The 17,252-nt window shown below is 62.0% G+C and carries 16 protein-coding genes and 1 tRNA gene; 14 read left to right on the top strand and 3 right to left on the bottom strand.

Annotation, left to right across the window (positions count from 1 at the left end):
* The first annotated feature begins 206 nt into the window (after nucleotides 1-206).
* From MRY75_RS04735 to MRY75_RS04725, 3 genes are all read left to right on the top strand, one after another.
* A complete protein-coding gene (locus MRY75_RS04735) occupies nucleotides 207-656 on the top strand; it encodes a DMT family transporter (protein WP_292305998.1) in 450 nt (149 codons plus the stop codon).
* A gap of 123 nt (nucleotides 657-779) precedes the next feature.
* Nucleotides 780-1,670 carry a cation diffusion facilitator family transporter gene (locus MRY75_RS04730; protein WP_292305997.1) on the top strand — a complete coding sequence of 297 codons (891 nt, stop codon included), beginning with the start codon at nucleotides 780-782 and terminating at the stop codon, nucleotides 1,668-1,670.
* 154 nt (nucleotides 1,671-1,824) lie between these two features.
* Nucleotides 1,825-2,892, top strand: a complete 1,068-nt coding sequence (locus MRY75_RS04725) for a Hint domain-containing protein (protein ID WP_292305996.1) — start codon at nucleotides 1,825-1,827, stop codon at nucleotides 2,890-2,892.
* 12 nt (nucleotides 2,893-2,904) lie between these two features.
* Here the strand turns inward: MRY75_RS04725 and MRY75_RS04720 are convergent, their stop codons facing one another.
* A complete protein-coding gene (locus MRY75_RS04720; RefSeq protein WP_292306000.1) occupies nucleotides 2,905-4,023 on the bottom strand; it encodes a PQQ-dependent sugar dehydrogenase in 1,119 nt (372 codons plus the stop codon).
* A gap of 258 nt (nucleotides 4,024-4,281) precedes the next feature.
* On the opposite strand from MRY75_RS04720, the gene MRY75_RS04715 reads away from it, so the two are divergent.
* The 9 genes from MRY75_RS04715 (at nucleotide 4,282) to MRY75_RS04675 (ending at nucleotide 14,192) form a co-directional block, all read left to right on the top strand.
* Nucleotides 4,282-5,478 carry an ABC transporter substrate-binding protein gene (locus MRY75_RS04715; RefSeq protein ID WP_292305995.1) on the top strand — a complete coding sequence of 399 codons (1,197 nt, stop codon included), beginning with the start codon at nucleotides 4,282-4,284 and terminating at the stop codon, nucleotides 5,476-5,478.
* Nucleotides 5,479-5,574: 96 nt separating this feature from the next.
* Nucleotides 5,575-6,354, top strand: coding sequence for an ABC transporter ATP-binding protein (locus MRY75_RS04710; protein WP_292305994.1), 780 nt, complete (start codon nucleotides 5,575-5,577; stop codon nucleotides 6,352-6,354).
* A complete protein-coding gene (locus MRY75_RS04705; protein ID WP_292305993.1) occupies nucleotides 6,351-7,181 on the top strand; it encodes an ABC transporter ATP-binding protein in 831 nt (276 codons plus the stop codon). The genes MRY75_RS04710 and MRY75_RS04705 overlap by 4 nt, the downstream gene beginning before the upstream one ends.
* 49 nt (nucleotides 7,182-7,230) lie before the next feature.
* A complete protein-coding gene (locus MRY75_RS04700; protein WP_292305992.1) occupies nucleotides 7,231-7,605 on the top strand; it encodes a hypothetical protein in 375 nt (124 codons plus the stop codon).
* Between the two features lie 49 nt (nucleotides 7,606-7,654).
* The gene (locus tag MRY75_RS04695) at nucleotides 7,655-8,665 is read left to right on the top strand and encodes a branched-chain amino acid ABC transporter permease (RefSeq protein WP_292305991.1); all 1,011 of its coding nucleotides are present in this window, start codon (nucleotides 7,655-7,657) and stop codon (nucleotides 8,663-8,665) included.
* Nucleotides 8,662-9,951: a branched-chain amino acid ABC transporter permease gene (locus tag MRY75_RS04690; RefSeq protein WP_292305990.1), complete on the top strand. Its 1,290-nt coding sequence runs from the start codon at nucleotides 8,662-8,664 to the stop codon at nucleotides 9,949-9,951. Before MRY75_RS04695 ends, MRY75_RS04690 begins: the two co-directional genes overlap by 4 nt.
* A 121-nt stretch (nucleotides 9,952-10,072) precedes the next feature.
* Nucleotides 10,073-10,756, top strand: a complete 684-nt coding sequence (locus tag MRY75_RS04685; protein WP_292305989.1) for a response regulator transcription factor — start codon at nucleotides 10,073-10,075, stop codon at nucleotides 10,754-10,756.
* A 42-nt stretch (nucleotides 10,757-10,798) separates the two neighbouring features.
* On the top strand, nucleotides 10,799-11,995 hold the full coding sequence (locus tag MRY75_RS04680; RefSeq protein WP_292305988.1) for an FIST N-terminal domain-containing protein: 1,197 nt from the start codon (nucleotides 10,799-10,801) through the stop codon (nucleotides 11,993-11,995).
* A complete protein-coding gene (locus tag MRY75_RS04675) occupies nucleotides 11,982-14,192 on the top strand; it encodes a PAS-domain containing protein (protein WP_292305987.1) in 2,211 nt (736 codons plus the stop codon). Before MRY75_RS04680 ends, MRY75_RS04675 begins: the two co-directional genes overlap by 14 nt.
* Before the next feature lie 3 nt (nucleotides 14,193-14,195).
* On the opposite strand, the gene MRY75_RS04670 is transcribed toward MRY75_RS04675, so the two are convergent.
* Both MRY75_RS04670 and MRY75_RS04665 read right to left on the bottom strand, forming a co-directional pair.
* On the bottom strand, nucleotides 14,196-14,642 hold the full coding sequence (locus MRY75_RS04670) for a hotdog domain-containing protein (protein WP_292305986.1): 447 nt from the start codon (nucleotides 14,640-14,642) through the stop codon (nucleotides 14,196-14,198).
* Between the two features lie 162 nt (nucleotides 14,643-14,804).
* Nucleotides 14,805-16,103 carry an ATP-binding protein gene (locus tag MRY75_RS04665; RefSeq protein WP_292305985.1) on the bottom strand — a complete coding sequence of 433 codons (1,299 nt, stop codon included), beginning with the start codon at nucleotides 16,101-16,103 and terminating at the stop codon, nucleotides 14,805-14,807.
* 91 nt (nucleotides 16,104-16,194) lie between these two features.
* Here MRY75_RS04665 and MRY75_RS04660 point away from each other — a divergent pair, with 91 nt between their 5' ends.
* Both MRY75_RS04660 and MRY75_RS04655 read left to right on the top strand, forming a co-directional pair.
* A complete protein-coding gene (locus MRY75_RS04660; protein WP_292305999.1) occupies nucleotides 16,195-17,106 on the top strand; it encodes an MBL fold metallo-hydrolase in 912 nt (303 codons plus the stop codon).
* Nucleotides 17,107-17,176: 70 nt separating this feature from the next.
* Nucleotides 17,177-17,251: transfer RNA gene (locus tag MRY75_RS04655), tRNA-Asn, on the top strand.
* Nucleotide 17,252 lies beyond the last annotated feature (1 nt).

The following is a 17,252-nucleotide window of genomic DNA, read 5'->3' as shown; positions in this document are numbered from 1 at the left end:
TTTTCCATCTCCAAAATTGGGGGGCGGCCCGTTCCGGGGCCCGCGCACGTCGTCCGTTCAGACCCAATCTGTGTTTTCGGCTCTCTGGTCCAGTCGAGAGCTCCCGCAATTGTTCGATTGAAAAATACGCAAACTGCCTGTAACTTGGGCGCATTAAGAAGATTTTTTCAGACTTCCATTCTTGTGTTCATTAATGAGGTTTTCTCATGTCCATTGCTGTATTTGCAGTTATCCTCTCCATAGTCCTTGTCGGTGCGACGCTTGCAATGCAGGCGCCCGCGAATGCCGTTCTGGCGCGTGCTCTTGGCGACCCTGTTGCCGCGGCGGCGCTGTCTTTCGGGATCGGCTTTGTCATCCTGTCGGTGATCGTGCTTCTGCGGGGGGGCGGCCCTGCCAAATTTGCGGCGCTGAACTCGGTTCCGTGGTGGGCCCTGTCCGGAGGGGCGCTTGGCGCACTCTGGGTGCTGGCGGCCATTCTGGCGGTGCCGCGTCTTGGGGTTGTGACGATGTTTTCGGCCATGATCTTTGGCCAGCTCATCGCCGCCCTGCTGATCGACCGGATTGGCGGCTTCGGTTTGCAGCCGCGTGATCTCAACCCGTCGCGTCTGCTGGCGGTGGCGCTGGTCGGGGTGGGCGTGATGCTGTCCCATCGGTAAGCGAAGGCATTTCGTCGACCATCGTCGCGCCGCTCCAGTTGCAAGTCAGTATCAACTTCAAATTCAAGGGCTTGAGCGATGCTCCGCGGGCTTGTAAAGCGCTCCCAGTCAAAGGGGAACGCCATGTCCGCCGCGCTCAAACTCGCTCTGGGAAGCCTGCTTGTGGGCGTCGTTGTGCTGGGCCTCAAAGGGCTTGCGTGGTGGATCACCGGATCGGTGGCGCTGCTGTCGGATGCGCTGGAAAGCACAGTCAATCTGACCACCGCCTTTGCCGCGCTGATCGCGATCCGCGTGGCGCAGCGCCCGGCGGATGCCAATCACCCGTTCGGCCACCACAAGGCGGAATTCTTCAGCGCGGTCCTCGAAGGGGTGATGATCATCATAGCGGCGCTGTTCATCCTGCGCGAAGCCTATGCCGGCCTTCTGGCGCCGGGCGCGCTGGATGCGCCGATCGAAGGCTTGCTGATCAATGGGGCCGCAACCGCGCTCAATGCGATCTGGGCGCTGGTGCTGGTGCGGCAGGGGCGAAAGCTGAAATCGCCCGCGCTTGTCGCCGATGGCAAGCATCTTTGGACCGATGTGCTAACATCGGTGGGCGTCGCGGTCGGGGTTCTGGTCGCGGTCGCGACGGGCTGGTGGCTCTTCGATCCGATCATGGCGGCGCTCGTCGCTGTCAATATCCTGTGGTCGGGATCGCGGGTGGTGAAGGAGTCTCTCAGCGGGTTGATGGACGAAGCCGTGCCGGACAAGACGCTGTCGCGCATCCGCGAGATGATCTCGGAACAGGCCGAAGGTGCGGTCGAGGCGCATGACCTGCGCACGCGACATGCGGGCAAAGTCACCTTTGTCGAGTTTCATCTTGTCGTCCCGGGAGACATGACCGTGTTCGATGCCCACGAGATCTGTGACCGGATCGAAGCGGCCATCGGCAAGGCGGTTCCCGACAGTCGCGTGACGATCCATGTAGAGCCCGAGCACAAGCAGAAACACTCCGGGATCGTGGTCCTCGACTGACGCGCCTATCGGGCGTGCGCCTGCCAGCTTGCCTTTACGTCAACGTCACCGAATGCCACGAAATGGCTTAAATCCCGTCATTTTCGGTCGTTAGCACCAATAAGTACGACGCTGCGTTCGTGACCACACCCGATCCGCAACCAAGGCGCTGCCTATGGCGACCATCTATGATCTCATCGAGGTCACAGGAATCTTTCCTGATACGACCTATTCCGCACTTCAGGGCAACTACCTTGGCGTGGTCGATGGCTTGGTGGGCACATCGCTTGACGATGGCGAATTCGACCAGGGCGATCTCGTCACGATTGGCGGCGTCGACTACACGATCACGCTGATCCAGGAACCGTTGAGCAGCGGACGGTTCACCCTCACCGATGGCACCAACCTGAGTTTTGATCCGCAAGGCGAATCCAACCTCTCGGCCACATTCCTGACTCTGTCGAACGGGACGGAAACCAGATATTTCATCCTTCCCAACGACAGCTATGGCGATATGTCGATCAGCGAAATCCGGACGGGCAGTCTGGAAGATGTTGCCGGGAACGACTCGGCCATCCAGTCGACCACCAACAACAGCGTCTCCGTGGTGTGTTTTGCCAATGGCACCCTGATCCGTCGTGCCGATGGTGGGGTAAGCAGGGTTGAGGACCTGCATGTCGGTGATCTGATCGCAACACTGGATCGGGGCGCGCAGCAGATTGTCTGGACCGGGTTCCGGTCGATTGGCACCGCGCAATTGATGGGCCAACCGCATCTGAGACCGGTGCGCATCGCACAGGGCGCGCTGGGCGAAGGCCTTCCCGAACGCGACCTGTTCCTGTCCCAGCAGCATCGACTCCTCGTACGGTCGCGCATCGCGGATCGGATGTTCGGATCACGGGAAGTGCTGGTTGCGGCCAAGCAGCTGGTCGGTCTTGAGGGGATCACCGTCAGCAACACCTTTGCGCCGTTGACCTATCATCACGTGATGTTGGACCAACACGAAATCGTCTTCGCAAACGGGGCACTCTGCGAAAGCCTGTATCCCGGCCCGGAGGCGCTCAGGATCCTGCGGAAAATCGCGATGTCCCCCGACCTGCCGCTCGACGCCGATCCCGAGGCGCCCGGTGCCCGCGTCTTTGCGACGGGCGCGAAGGCACGCAATCTCGCGCGGCGGCACGACAAGAACAACAGGAACCTGCTGGACTCACCCACAGCGCAAAAGGGCACGAGGCGCCGCTAGCCGCAAGCCGTCTCAGGACCCAACAGCCGACATGCGATAGAGGGCACCATTGCCCACGCTGAGGAACCACAGCGCACCATCAGGCCCTTGACGCACATCGCGGACGCGTTGCGTGCTGTCCCCTCGGATCTGTTCGACCTCGCGCAGCGGCGTGCCGTCAAGCCGGGAGATGTAGTCGAACTTGAGAGACCCCGCGAACAGGTCCCCGGACCAGGTGCCGCCGCTGAACACCGTGAGCCCCGAGGGCGCGATGGACGGGTCCCAATAGGTTTCCGGCTGCTCCATCCCGGGTTTGGATGTACCTTCGCCGATGCTGCGGCCCGAATAATGCGTTCCGTACGAGATCACCGGCCAGCCGTAATTGGCGCCTTTCTGTATGCGGTTGACCTCGTCCCCGCCTCGCGCGCCGTGTTCCGTGATCCAAAGCTGCCCAGAGCCATCCAGCGCCGCTCCTTGCGGGTTGCGGTGGCCGTAAGACCAGATTTCGGGCTGCACACCCTGGGTGTTCAAAAAGGGATTGTCGTCGGGCACCGCGCCGGTCTTGGTGATCCGCAGGACGGATCCGTTGTGCAGGCTGCGATCCTGTGCCGTATCGTCCGATCCCCGGTCGCCCATCGTGATGAACAAGGTGCCGTCCCGCCCCTCGACGATCCGCGAGCCGAAGTGCCGCCCGCCGCTGCCGCCCGGCGCGCTTTCGAAAATGGTTTCGTGATTGAAAAGCGCCGTGCCATCGGCACTGAGCACGGCCTTGGTCACGGCGGTTCCGCTGCCCCGCCCCTGCCGCTTGGCATGGGTGAAGAAGAGTGTTCGGCTCTGGGCAAAATCGCGGGGCACCAGCACATCCAGCAGACCACCCTGCCCATCCGCATGGACCTCGGGCGGCGTGCGCAGGCTGACCGCGGCGTCGCCGGGGGTCACGAGCAGCACGCGGCCATCACGTTCCGTCACCACGATTTTACCATCTGGTAAAAAACCGAACGCCCAAGGTTCATCCAGCCCTGTCACGACGGCAGACACCTGCATCGCGCCGGCGCTGGTCTGAATGGTTTCCGACGTGACCTGCGCCGTGACAGGCGCAGCCATGGTCGTGGACAGCAGAACGGACAGCGATACAGCCAGTGGGCGCAGCATGGGCATGAGGGGCTCCTGTAGCTTGTGACATCTCGAAATATGGTCGGACCTGCCCTTGCGGCAACCGGGCTTACAAAGACGTGAGCGCGGATCTGCGCGCGCAAAAAACTCCCACGCGCACCAATCAGGACGGATAACCCCTTGAAATTCTGGAAAACTGACGACACCTGCAGCGCGCCGTGGGGTCTTTTCTTTTTCCCGGCATCTGAATATCGTCTTTGCCAGAACACAGCGATGTTCCAACATGGGAGTGAACCAATGAAAAAGTTTCTGACAGCCACAGCGGCTGCAGCCTTGATGGCGGGGTCTGCATTTGCAGCCAGCCATTCGAACGAGATCAAGATGGGCATCATCCTGGGCTTCACCGGCCCGATTGAATCCCTGACACCGGCCATGGCAGCAGGCGCTGAGATGGCGATCAAGGAAGTGTCCGACAGCGGCAAGCTTCTGGGTGGGGCAACCGTGTCCGCCGTGCGTGCGGACTCGACCTGTGTGGACAGCGCCGCAGCCACCGCAGCCGCCGAGCGTCTGATCACATCGGATGGCATCAGCGCGATGATGGGCCCTGACTGTTCCGGTGTGACCGGGGCGGTTCTGGCCAACGTGTCCGTTCCGAACGGCATGGTCATGATTTCGCCCTCCGCCACCTCGCCCGCGCTGTCGGCTGCCGAGGACAATGGCCTCTTCTTCCGCACAGCACCGTCCGATGCGCGTCAGGGCGAGGTGCTGGCCAGCATCATGATCGAAAAAGGCATCACCAGTGCGGCCGTGACCTACACCAACAACGACTACGGCAAGGGCTTTGCCGATGCGTTCCAGGCGGCTTACGAAGCGGCGGGTGGGTCCGTGACGCTGTCCGCACCGCATGAAGACGGCAAGGCGGATTACTCGGCCGAAGTCGGCGCTCTGGCATCTGCCGGCGGCGATGCGCTGGTCGTTCTGGGTTATGTCGATCAGGGTGGTGCAGGCGTCATTCAAGGCGCGCTCGACACCGGGGCGTTCGACATGTTCGCCATGGGCGACGGCATGATCGGCGACTCTCTGGCAGAGCGCTTTGGCAGCGACATCGAAGGCATGATCGGCACCGCTCCGGGCTCGGACAACGCGGGTGCGGCCATGTTCGCCGAAATGGCGACCGCAGCAGGCATTGACGGCACGTCGGTCTATGCAGGTGAATCCTATGACGCGGCAGCACTGATGCTGCTGGCCATGGCGGCGGCCGGGTCGAAAGAGCCGGGGGATTACCAGTCCAAGATCTTCGACATCGCAAACGCTCCGGGTGAGCCGATCCTGCCGGGTGAACTGGGCAAGGCCATCGACATCCTCGCTGCGGGCGGCGACGTCGACTACCAGGGGGCAACCGGCGTCGAGCTGGTCGAGCCGGGTGAAGCGGCTGGCTCCTACGCAGAGTTCACCGTCGAAGGTGGTGCGCTGAAAGTTGTCGGCTACCGCTGAGCCGCGTACAGCACTCGACACCAAGCGGCGCGAGAGATTTCTCGCGCCGTTTCACTATCAAAGGCGGGCCGGACAACACCGCCACAGGGATACGCGATGATCGAGGTGAAAAACCTTCACCGCCATTTCGGCGGTTTTCGAGCCGTTGATGGTGCCACTCTCGAAATCGAGACCGGATCCATCACCGGGCTGGTCGGCCCCAATGGTGCGGGAAAAACAACGCTTTTCAACGTGGTGGCAGGCGTTCTTCCACCAACATCAGGACAGGTTCTGATGGCCGGGGAAGATATCACCGGGCTGCCGCCGCACACGCTGTTTCACAAGGGGCTGCTGCGGACGTTCCAGATCGCGCATGAGTTCAGCTCCATGTCCTGCCGCGAGAACCTGATGATGGTGCCGGGCGGGCAGACGGGTGAAACGCTCTGGAACACGTGGTTCGGACGCAAGCGCATCGCCAACGAGGAGCGCGCGCTCAGGGCCAAGGCGGATGAGGTTCTGGAATTTCTGACCATCGAACATCTGGCCGATCACAAGGCGGGACAAGTCTCGGGCGGGCAGAAGAAACTACTGGAATTGGGCCGCACCATGATGGTGGACGCGCGGATCGTCTTTCTGGACGAGGTCGGCGCCGGGGTGAACCGCACCCTGCTCAACACCATCGGCGATGCGATTATCCGTCTCAACAAGGAACGCGGCTACACGTTCTGCATGATCGAACATGACATGGATTTCATCGGACGGCTCTGTGATCCGGTGATCGTGATGGCCGAGGGCAAGGTGCTGTCGAAAGGCACCATCGACGAGATCAAGGCCGATGAGCGTGTGATCGAGGCCTATCTGGGCACCGGTCTGAAGAACAAGGATGCGGTGTCATGAGCGGCAACCCCTATCAGGACGACCGCGGCAACAAGGACGCTTCGATCACCAACCCGCACGGGGCGGGCACGCTGACCGCATCTGGCACACAGGTGCGCGCGATGCCGGGCGGTGACGGACCTTTCCTGATTGGCGAGAATATGACCGGCGGGTACGGCAAGGCCGGGCCGGACATTCTGCACGGCTGCACGATTGCCGTGGAGAAAGGCGAGATCGCGGTGATCGTCGGCCCCAACGGTGCGGGCAAGTCGACGGCGATGAAGGCGGTCTTCGGCATGCTCGACCTGCGCGAGGGGCGTGTGCTGCTGGATGGCGAGGACATCACCCAACTCACCCCACAGGCGCGGGTGCGCTATGGCATGGGGTTCGTGCCTCAGACATCCAACATCTTCACGTCGATGACGGTGGAAGAAAACCTCGAAATGGGCGCGTTCATCCGCGAGGATGATTTCCGCAGCACGATGGAGCAGGTCTACGAGCTGTTCCCGATCCTGCGCGAGAAGCGGTATCAGGCGGCGGGTGAGCTGTCGGGAGGTCAGCGTCAGCAGGTGGCCGTGGGCCGGGCGCTGATGACACAGCCCAAGGTGCTGATGCTTGACGAGCCGACGGCGGGTGTGTCGCCCATCGTCATGGACGAACTCTTTGACCGGATCATCGAGGTGGCGCGGACGGGCATTTCCATTCTGATGGTGGAGCAGAACGCGCGGCAGGCGCTGGAGATTGCGGACAAAGGTTATGTGCTGGTGCAGGGGGCGAACGGCTATTCGGGGACGGGCAAGGATTTGCTGGCCGATCCGGATGTGCGCCGGTCGTTCCTGGGTGGGTGACGGAGCGCGCTTGGAGATGTCAGATATGCGTATTTGGAAAGAGAAGAAAATGGGACGGTCTTTGCTGGCGGCGATGTCAGGCGTATGTCTGGCCACAGCAGCGGCCGCGCAATCGACGGATGCCGCGCCAACATGTCGGTCTGACAGCTGGACGGTTTCCCTTTCTTCGCTGACAGGAACCGGACAGGCCGTCTTGCGCATGGAAGGCGTGGACGTGGACCTTGTGGCCCAGATCCAGCAGGCGCTCGGCGATCATGCCCTTGTGGCCGTTTCGACAGAGGCCGGACTTGTTCTGAACGTCGTCCTGCGCGCCAGCGGGGATGAGTTGATCAGAGTGCAGCCGCTTGGTGAGGCAAGCGCAGAAGAGGCCGCGACATGTAACGACGCGTTTATCGAAGCGGTGACGGGAGGCGCGTCGCAATGATGCCGGAACAGACAATGCTGAGGTGCGACACGTTCAAGGAGGTCGGCTCATGGACCTGTTGAACGGCTTTGTCGCGCTGGCCAATTTCGTCCTGATCCCGGCGATTGCCTATGGCAGTCAGCTCGCGCTGGGCGCGCTTGGGGTGACGCTGATCTATGGCATCCTGCGGTTTTCGAACTTTGCCCATGGCGACACGATGGCCGTGGGCACGATGGTTACGGTGCTGGCCACGTGGGGCTTGCAGGCGATGGGTGTCAGCTTTGGCCCCCTGCCAACAGCGCTTCTGGCGATCCCGATCGGCATTCTCGGGGCGACGGCACTGGTGCTTTTGACGGACAAGTACGTTTACAAATTCTACCGGGCGCAGAAGGCGAACCCCGTGATCCTCGTGATCGTGTCGATGGGGGTGATGTTCATCTACAATGGTCTGACGCGGATCATCATCGGACCGGATGATTACCGCTTTGCCGATGGCGAACGCTTCGTAATCTCGGCGCGCACATTCCGCGACATGACGGGGCTTGAGGAAGGCCTTGCGCTGCGCACGACTCAGGTGATCACGGTGATCACTGCGATTTTGGTGGTGGCGGCACTGTTCTGGTTTCTGAACAAGACGCGCACGGGCAAATCCATGCGGGCGTTTTCCGACAACGAGGATCTGGCGCTGCTGTCGGGCATCAACCCCGAACGCGTGGTGCTGGTGACGTGGCTGATCGTGGCATCGCTGGCGACGGTGGCGGGGGTGCTTTACGGCCTCGACAAGTCGTTCAAGGCCTTCACCTATTTCCAGCTTCTGCTGCCGATCTTTGCCGCCGCCATCGTCGGCGGCTTGGGCAATCCGCTGGGCGCGATCGCGGGCGGGTTCGTCATCGCGTTTTCCGAGGTCGGGATCACCTATGCATGGAAGAAGGTGCTGACCTTTATGCTGCCCCCTGCCCTTGAGCCTGAGGGCCTCGTGCAGATCCTGAGCACCGAATACAAGTTCGCGGTCAGCTTCGTGATCCTCGTGATCGTGCTGCTCTTCCGACCGACCGGTCTTTTCCGGGGGAAATCGCTATGAGAACCGTTCTGCTTTTCGCGGCTGTGGCCGGTCTGATCCTGGGGACCGGGTTTCTGCAAAGCTGGAACTCGGCGCTGCTGATCCTGAACATGGGGTTGATCAGCGCGGTGATGGCGCTGGGCGTCAACCTGCAATGGGGTCTGGCGGGGCTGTTCAACGTGGGTGTCATGGGCTTTGTGGCACTTGGAGGATTGGCGGTTGTGCTGATCTCCATGCCGCCGGTGAGTGCCGCGTGGCAGGCCGGAGGCGGTGGTATCCTGCTGGGTCTGGTGCTGGGTGCTGCCACCATCGTGGCGGCGGTGCTGGTCTGGTCACGTACCTCCGGCAAGATGCGCGGATGGGGCACGGCGGCCGTGCTGCTGGTGGGTCTCGTGATCTACCGCATGGTGCTGGATCCGTCGGTCGAGGCGGTCGAAGCGGTTGATCCGGCGCTGGCGGGCTATCTGGGCGGGCTTGGCCTGCCAGTCCTGCTGGCCTGGCCTGTGGGTGGATTGCTGGCGGCGGGTGCGGCCTATGTGATCGGCAAGACGGCGCTGGGCCTGCGGTCGGACTATCTTGCCATTGCGACGCTGGGGATTGCCGAAATCATCATTGCGATCCTCAAGAACGAGGACTGGCTGGCGCGGGGCGTGAAGAACGTGATCGGCCTGCCCCGTCCGGTGCCCTACGAGGTGGATCTGCAGAACGATCCCGCTTTCGTTGAACGCGCCGCCGGGTTCGGCATGGATGCGACCACTGCGTCGACCGTGTATGTGAAGGTGGAATACGGGCTGCTTTTTGCGGCCGTTCTGATCGTGCTGCTGGTGCTCGCGCAGCTTGCGCTTAACAGCCCGTGGGGCCGGATGATGCGGGCGATCCGCGACAACGAAACCGCCGCCCGCGCCATGGGCAAGGATGTGACCGCGCGGCATCTGCAGGTGTTCATCCTTGGCTCGGCCATCTGTGGCATCGCGGGCGCGATGATGACGACGCTGGACGGACAGCTCACGCCGGGCAGCTATCAGCCGCTGCGCTATACCTTCCTGATCTGGGTGATGGTGATCGTCGGCGGGTCCGGAAACAATCTGGGGGCCGTTCTGGGCGGGTTCCTGATCTGGTTCCTTTGGGTGCAGGTGGAACCGATGGGACATCTGCTCATGTCGCTGATTACGGCTGGCATGGCGGATGGGTCCTGGCTCAAGGATCATTTGCTCGACAGCGTGCAGCATATGCGCCTTCTGACCATGGGGATCATCCTGCTTCTGGTTCTGCGTCTCAATCCTCGGGGATTGTTGCCGGAACGCTGACAGTGCTCTGCGCCGTATGAGACCTTTCGGCAAGTGACGGCGCGGGCATAAATCCATAATCTGGAGGGACTGGCAGACCATCGCCGCGCCTGCCGAACGGACGACAAAAGAGAGCAGAACAATGCGAGACATTCCGACAGCCGAGCTGACCGCATTGGTGGTGGATGACCATCCGCTGTTCTGTGATGCGCTCATGCTCACGCTGCGCTCCATCGCCGACTTCGCCGAGATCCAGACCGCCGGGACGATGGATGCCGCATTGGACAAGGTTGGGACGGATACCGATTTCGACCTGATCCTGCTCGATCTGAACCTGCCTGATGTGAACGGACTGGACGGGCTGGTCCGCTTGCGCACGGCGGCACCGAAATCGACAATTCTGATCGTGTCCTCGATGGCGGACAACCGCATGATCAGTCATGCGCTCAAGGCCGGGGCCAACGGTTTCGTGCCCAAGCATTCGCAGCGGGCCGTGTTCCGGCGGGCCTTTGACGCGGTGCGCGAGGGACAGTCCTTCGTGCCCGATGGCTATGTCGACCCGCAGGGTCAGGACAGCCACCGCGACGCCCCGGAAGAGGCCCTGTCGCGCCTCGCCTCTCTGACCAACCAGCAGGCGCGCATCCTGCACCTGATCTGCGAAGGCAAGCTGAATAAGCAGATCGCTTTCGATCTGTCGATCGCCGAAACCACGGTCAAGGCGCATGTGACGGCGATCATGCGCAAACTGGGGGTGCACAGCCGAACGCAGGCGGTGCTGATCGCGCAGGAGGCGCGCTTCAACCGAGTCTTGCCAAGCGACGGGTGATCCCCCTATCATCTTGGACAGCCAACACTTGGGAACCAACGCGTGGAAGGAAGCCGGGTATTTCCTGAGACCGACCGTCCTGAGATCGACCACGAGGTCATCGCCGTTGCACAGGTGCGTTTCGATGACCCCGACCCCGCGGACCAGATAGCCGGACAGCTTGGACCGGGACCTTTCGAGCTCGTCTGTCTGTTTGTGTCCCCGGAGGCCGATTTCAAGGCGCTGGTCGCTGCAACGTCGCACCGGTTCGGGGGCGCGGATGTGCTTGCCTGCACCACCGCCGGCGAAATCGGTCGTGCGGGGTATGAGGAAGACCAGATCATTGCCGTGGCCTTCCGCAGAGATCACTTCAAGGCGCTCACATATGCCATTGAAAATCTTGATACAATCGAGGAGGAAACCGTCGCTGGCGCGCTGATCGAAGCGCGTCTGTCACTGACGCAGAAGACGCCGGATTGGACGTCCGAATTCGCCTTCCTGATGATCGACGGGCTGAGCTTGCGCGAGGAACAGCTGACCGCCTTCCTGTCGGCCGGTCTTGGGCCGACGCCTTTGTTCGGCGGGTCTTCCGGGGACGGCACCCGGTTTGGCCAGACCTGGCTGGCCCGCAACGGCACTGTCATGCAGAACGCGGCCATCGTTGTCGTGGTACGCTGTGACCGCCCGGTGCGTGTGTTCAGCCTCGATCACCTCATCCCGACGGAAAAACGGATGGTCGTCACCTCGGCCTCGCCCGAAGACCGGATCGTGCACGAAATCAACGCCGAACCAGCCGCGCTCGAATATGCGCGGCTGCTGGGGCTGGATCCCAACCAGTTGGACCAGTTCACGTTCGCCGAACATCCGGTGGTCGTGCGGCTGGGGGACGTGCATCACGTGCGAGCCATTCAGCAGGTCAAGGAGAACCATGACCTCGTGTTCTTCTCTGCCATCAACGAAGGCATGGTTCTGACGCTGGCCACCCATGACGACATCGTGGCCCATCTCGATCGCGGCCTCGGTGATCTGGCCAAACATGACAAACCGGAATTCATTCTGGGCTGCGACTGCATCCTGCGACGGATCGAGGCGGGCCGTCTGCAAAAGACCCGCGCGGTGTCCGAGGTTCTGAGCGCGCACAACGTCGTTGGTTTTTCCACCTATGGCGAACAGATCGGCGGGCTGCACGTCAACCAGACCCTGACGGGCGTGGCGATCTACCCGCCTGCAAACGATGAGGCGACCCGTGTCCCTGATTGATCCCAGCGACAGTCTCGAACGTCAGAACGAAAAACTTCTCAAGATCGCAGACAGCCTGATGCGGCGCGTGGAATATGGCGTGGCCCATTCCGGAGCGGCCTATGCCCAGTTCGAACGGGCTGCACTGCTGGAAAAGCGGGTGCGCGAGCGGACTTTGGAGCTTGAACGCACGCTTGACCTGCTGCACGACGCGAATGCACAACTGGCCCGGGCCAATCAGGAAACCGAAGCGGCCCGGCGCAACCTTGCCGATGCCATCGAGACCATCTCGGAAGGCTTTGCCCTCTTCGATCCGAATGACGACCTTGTCATGTGCAATTCGCGATTCTGCCGGGATTTCCGTGACACGGCGGATGATCTCAAGCCGGGTCTGGCCTTCGACAGCTATGTCGACCGGGTCAGCCGGTCGGCCTATCTGCATCTGCCCGACCATCAGGACCGCGCCACCTGGGCCAAGCTGCGCCGCCAGCGGCACAAGGATCGCCGCGTGATGTTCAATGTGCAACTGACCCATGACCGCTGGTTGCAGGTGTCAGAGCACCGCACCGCCAATGGTGGAACGGTCGTGCTGCAAACCGACATCACCGACATCATGCGGGTCGAGCGGCAGGAACAGGCCAAGCTTCGGGACAAGCAGGCGCGGATGATCCGGGCCACGCTGGACCATCTCAACCAGGGCGTCTGTATTTTCGATGAGAACGCACAGCTTGTCGGCTGGAACCAGAAGCTCGGAAGCCTGTTGTCGATCCCGGCCCGGAGATTGCGGATCGGCGCATCCTTTATCGGATTGCTGGACGATCTAGACGACACGTTCCATTTCACGCGCGGGATCGACCGCGCGTCGTTCCGGCGGTGGGCGACGTCGGACGGCTTGCGTCAGCCGGTCTCGTTCGAGGTACAGCGCGGCGACAGCACTGTTCTGCACATCTTCGGTCGTGCCATGCCGGACCGGGGTTTCGTGATCTCCTGCACCGATGTGACGGCAGAACGGGAAGCGGCACAGAAACTCTACGAGTTGAACGAAATCCTTGAGCAAAGAGTCATGGAACGCACGCTCGAACTTGAAGACGCGCTGAGCGCCGCGGAGCGGGCGAACGCCTCCAAGTCGCGTTTTGTTGCGGCCGCAAGCCATGACCTGCTTCAACCGCTTTCGGCAGCAAAACTGTTCATGGCGTCCCTGTCGGACAAGATCGAAACACCGAACGAACAGGCGGTTCTGGCCAAGGCCGAAACCGCTCTGGGCGCGGCGGAACAGATCATCGACGCGTTGCTCAATATCTCGAAGCTGGAATCCGACGGGTTGAGTTTCGACATCCGCCCGGTCGCCCTGCGCGAGATTTTCGATCCGCTGCGTGACGAGATGGAGATGCTGGCAGCACAAAAGGGGTTGGTGCTGCGGATCGTCGACAGCTCGCATATCGTGGAGTCCGATCCGTCCTACCTGCGAAGGATCGTTCAGAACCTGCTGACAAACGCCATCCGCTATACCGAAACGGGCCGTGTTGTCGTCGGTGCCCGGCGCAACGGCGACTCGGTCCGGATCGAGGTGTGGGATACAGGGCCGGGAATTGCCGAAGAGGATCAGAATTCGATTTTCGAGGAATTCCGGCGGCTCGACACCAAGGCCAGCAACAATGACGGGCTGGGTCTTGGCTTGGCCATCGTGGAACGGGCTTGTGCGCGGTTGGGTCATCCGCTGGGGCTTTGGTCAGAGCCGGGGCGCGGGTCCTGTTTCATGCTGAACGTGCCGCTGGCGCGACAGGCGCATCTGCATATGCCGGTGAAATCGCGCAACGCGTCGGCCATGACCCTGCTGAAATCGGGGCTGATCGTTCTGCTGGTGGAAAACGATCCGCAGCTGCGGCGGGCGATGTCGATCCTGATCGAAAGCTGGGGCGTCAGCGTGATCGAAAGCGAAGACGCGGAAAGCGCGCTCGATCTCATGGAGGACCTGCAGATCACACCCGATGCCCTGCTGCTGGACTTCCAACTGGGCGATGGTGCGTCGGGCACCGAGCTTTACGAAGAACTGACCCGGAGGCTGGGCCGCCTGCCCTGTGCAATCGTGTCTGCGGAACGCTCTGCGCATCTGCGGCAGGAGACCAAGCGGCTGGGCATCGAATTGCTGCTGAAACCGCTTGATCGGACCAAGCTGATCGAGTTCCTGCATGCCGCCGCACGCGAGATCGCCGTCTGAGGTTTATTCGGCAACCTTCTTGCCGGACTTCGACTCGGTGGACACAAGGAAATCCTTGACCCGTTCGGCGATGGTGTCCGGCCAGCGGCGCGTGCGCAAGGCAATCGCTTCGGTCAGAACGAGCGTGCCGGTGACGGTCACACGGATTTCGGCCCCTGTGGTTGCGGTCAGTTCGATCCACATGCTGCTGCGCCGCAATTCACGCACCGAAAGGCGCCAGGTCAGGCGGTCGCCCAGACGGCTGGGCGCCGGGAACTCGGCCGAGATATTGACGAACGGCACCGATAACCCATCGCTGCCCTGAATCTGGCTCATCGGCCAATCCAGCGCCTCGTCCAGCCAGTTCTCGATAACGGTGTGCACCATATCGAAATAACGGGGAAGGAAAACGATGCCAGAGGGTTCGCAATCGCGAAGCATGACATCATGAACATATTGGTAAGCCGGCATTCCGGATCGTCCTGTGTGCGTCTTTTGCCCCCCTGAACACCGTCAGGAGCTATTGTATTCCACTGTATTCCAGAACAATGGCGAAGTTTTCAACGTTTTTCGACGATCATGCCCAATTTGAGAGCGCGACCAAAGTCGTAGATGAAGGTGTGCCAAAGGTCCTCAGCGCGCGATGACGATGTCGGCGCGCAAGCCGCCCAACGATTCGCTTTCGCCAAGGCGCAGCACGCCGCCATGCGCCCGCGCAATGTCGGCTGCAATGGCAAGGCCCAGCCCGACACCTGAGCCCTTGTCCTGATTGCGGGCAGGGTCAAGACGCACAAAGGGGCGCACGGCAACGTCGCGCTGGTCGATGGCGATGCCGGGACCGTCATCCTCGATCCGGATGCGCAGAGACTTGTCGGTCAGCGCGACGGACACTTCACAGCGGGAGGCGTATCGCTCGGCATTCCCGATCAGGTTCTCGAGGGCGCGGCGCATGGCCATCTGGCGGAGCATGACCCGACCCGTGCCCGACGCCTCGACCAGACGCACGGGCGTGCCGCTGCGGACGCAATCGTCGACAACCTGTTGAACGAAATCGGGAATCTCGGTGGGTTCGGGCTGAATGTTATCGGCATTGCCACGCGCGAAGTCCAGAAACGCGTCGATCAGCTTTTGCATGTCGTCGATATCCCGCTCGAGCGGTTCTCGATCCGCGTCGTCCAGCATTGACACGGCCAGCCGCAACCGAGTGAGCGGTGTGCGCAGATCATGGCTGATCCCCGAAAGCATCATGGTGCGCTGTTCGATCTGACGCTCGATGCGCGCGCGCATGTCGAGAAACGCATGGCCCGCCGCCCGCACTTCGACGGCCCCGGATGGAGAATAAGGCACGTGCCGACCGCGCCCGAAGGCTTCGGAGGCCTGCGCCAGTCGGGTGATCGGGCGCAGCTGGTTGCGCAGATAGAGATAGGCGATCACCGTCAGCAGCGCGCCGAACACCACCATGTTGACAAGGAGCTGGTGCGGGTTCGATGCGGATGCCCGGCCGCGGTCAAACTCGATCAGCGTCAGGGGACCATCCTCGCGTTCGACCCAGACCAGAACGGTCCAGTCATCGACCAGATGCGCGCGTTCAAAGCCGATGACGTAGGCGCGCAGGGTCCGGATCACCACGATTCCCGAAAAGTCGTACCAGCGACGCAGGTCGGTCTCCGGTATGTCCGCGCGGGTCGTTGGCAGAAAATCGAGGCTCAATGCGTCTGCAATCCCGGGATCTTCGCCCAGACCGGGATCAAGGGCCGTGTTGATCTGCCGCGCGATCTCGCGGCTCATCTGCTCCGTGACACCTTCGAAATGGCGCTGGACGAAAACCACCGACACGACCAGCTGCAACGTCACCACAGGCAGCAGCAGGATCAGCGCGGCGCGGCCGTAAAGACCACGGGGCATGTAGCGTTTGAGCCAATCGAATGTCATGGCGTGACGCTACTGCAGGCCGGTGCAAAACGGAATGTCCTGCGCGACGGGGATTGCATTTCCGGGCGCGGGCTGCTGCTCTGCCGGCATGATGCAGGACCCGCAGCCCGATTTCCGCCCCCTGCCCGGCCATGCCGAGCCGCTTGCCCCCGGTCTGCGCCGCGTGCTGGCGCCGAACCCGTCGCCGATGACGTTTCGTGGCACGAATACCTATCTGTTGGGCGAAGACGATCTGGCCATCATTGACCCGGGCCCGAATACGGACTCCCACCTGAACGCGTTGCTCGCGGCCATTGGCACTGCAAAGGTGTCCGCGATCCTTGTCACCCATGCGCATGTCGATCATTCGCCTCTTGCCCGGCCTCTGGCCGACCGCGTCGGCGCGCCGGTCTACGCGTTTTCCGATGCGTCGGGCGGGCGCAGCCCGGTGATGCAACAGCTGGCGCAAAGCGGGCTCGTCGGTGGCGGCGAAGGGGTGGATGCAGCCTTTGTGCCCGATCTTCGCCTCGCTGATGGTGATAGGGTCTCCGGCAATGGCTGGAGCCTGCGCGCCCTGCACACCCCCGGACATTTCGGCAATCATCTGAGCTTTGCCTGGGGTGACATGCTTTTCTGTGGTGATCTCGTCATGGGATGGGCCAGTTCTCTTGTGTCGCCCCCGGATGGCGATCTGACCGACTTCATGGCCTCCTGTCGGCGCTTGCAGGGACAGGACTGGTCGGTCTTCCACTCAGGTCACGGTGCGCCCATCACGGACCCGATGGTGCGGCTTGACTGGCTGATCACACACCGCCTTGCGCGCGAGGCGGCAGTGCTCGACGCCCTCGCAGACGGCCCCGCCACCAGTGCTGCACTCGCCGCGCGCATCTACACCGAGACCCCACCCGCGCTTCTGCCAGCCGCCGCCCGCAACGTCTTGGCCCATCTGATTGATCTGCATGGAAAAAACGTCGTTTTTCCGGAAGGGCCGCTCAGCGCCGAGGCGGCTTTTCGACTGACATGACAGGCTTTGCATTTTTTTCACAAAACCCTCTGGACGCCGCCCGACACTGTTGCTAAACCCCGCCTCGTGTTCCGGCGTAGCTCAGCGGTAGAGCAGTTGACTGTTAATCAATTGGTCGTAGGTTCGATCCCTACCGCCGGAGCCAA

This window comes from Marivita sp., assembly GCF_022763305.1.
In the GTDB taxonomy this organism is placed as follows: domain Bacteria; phylum Pseudomonadota; class Alphaproteobacteria; order Rhodobacterales; family Rhodobacteraceae; genus Marivita.
This window is presented reverse-complemented; position numbering and strand designations above follow the sequence as displayed.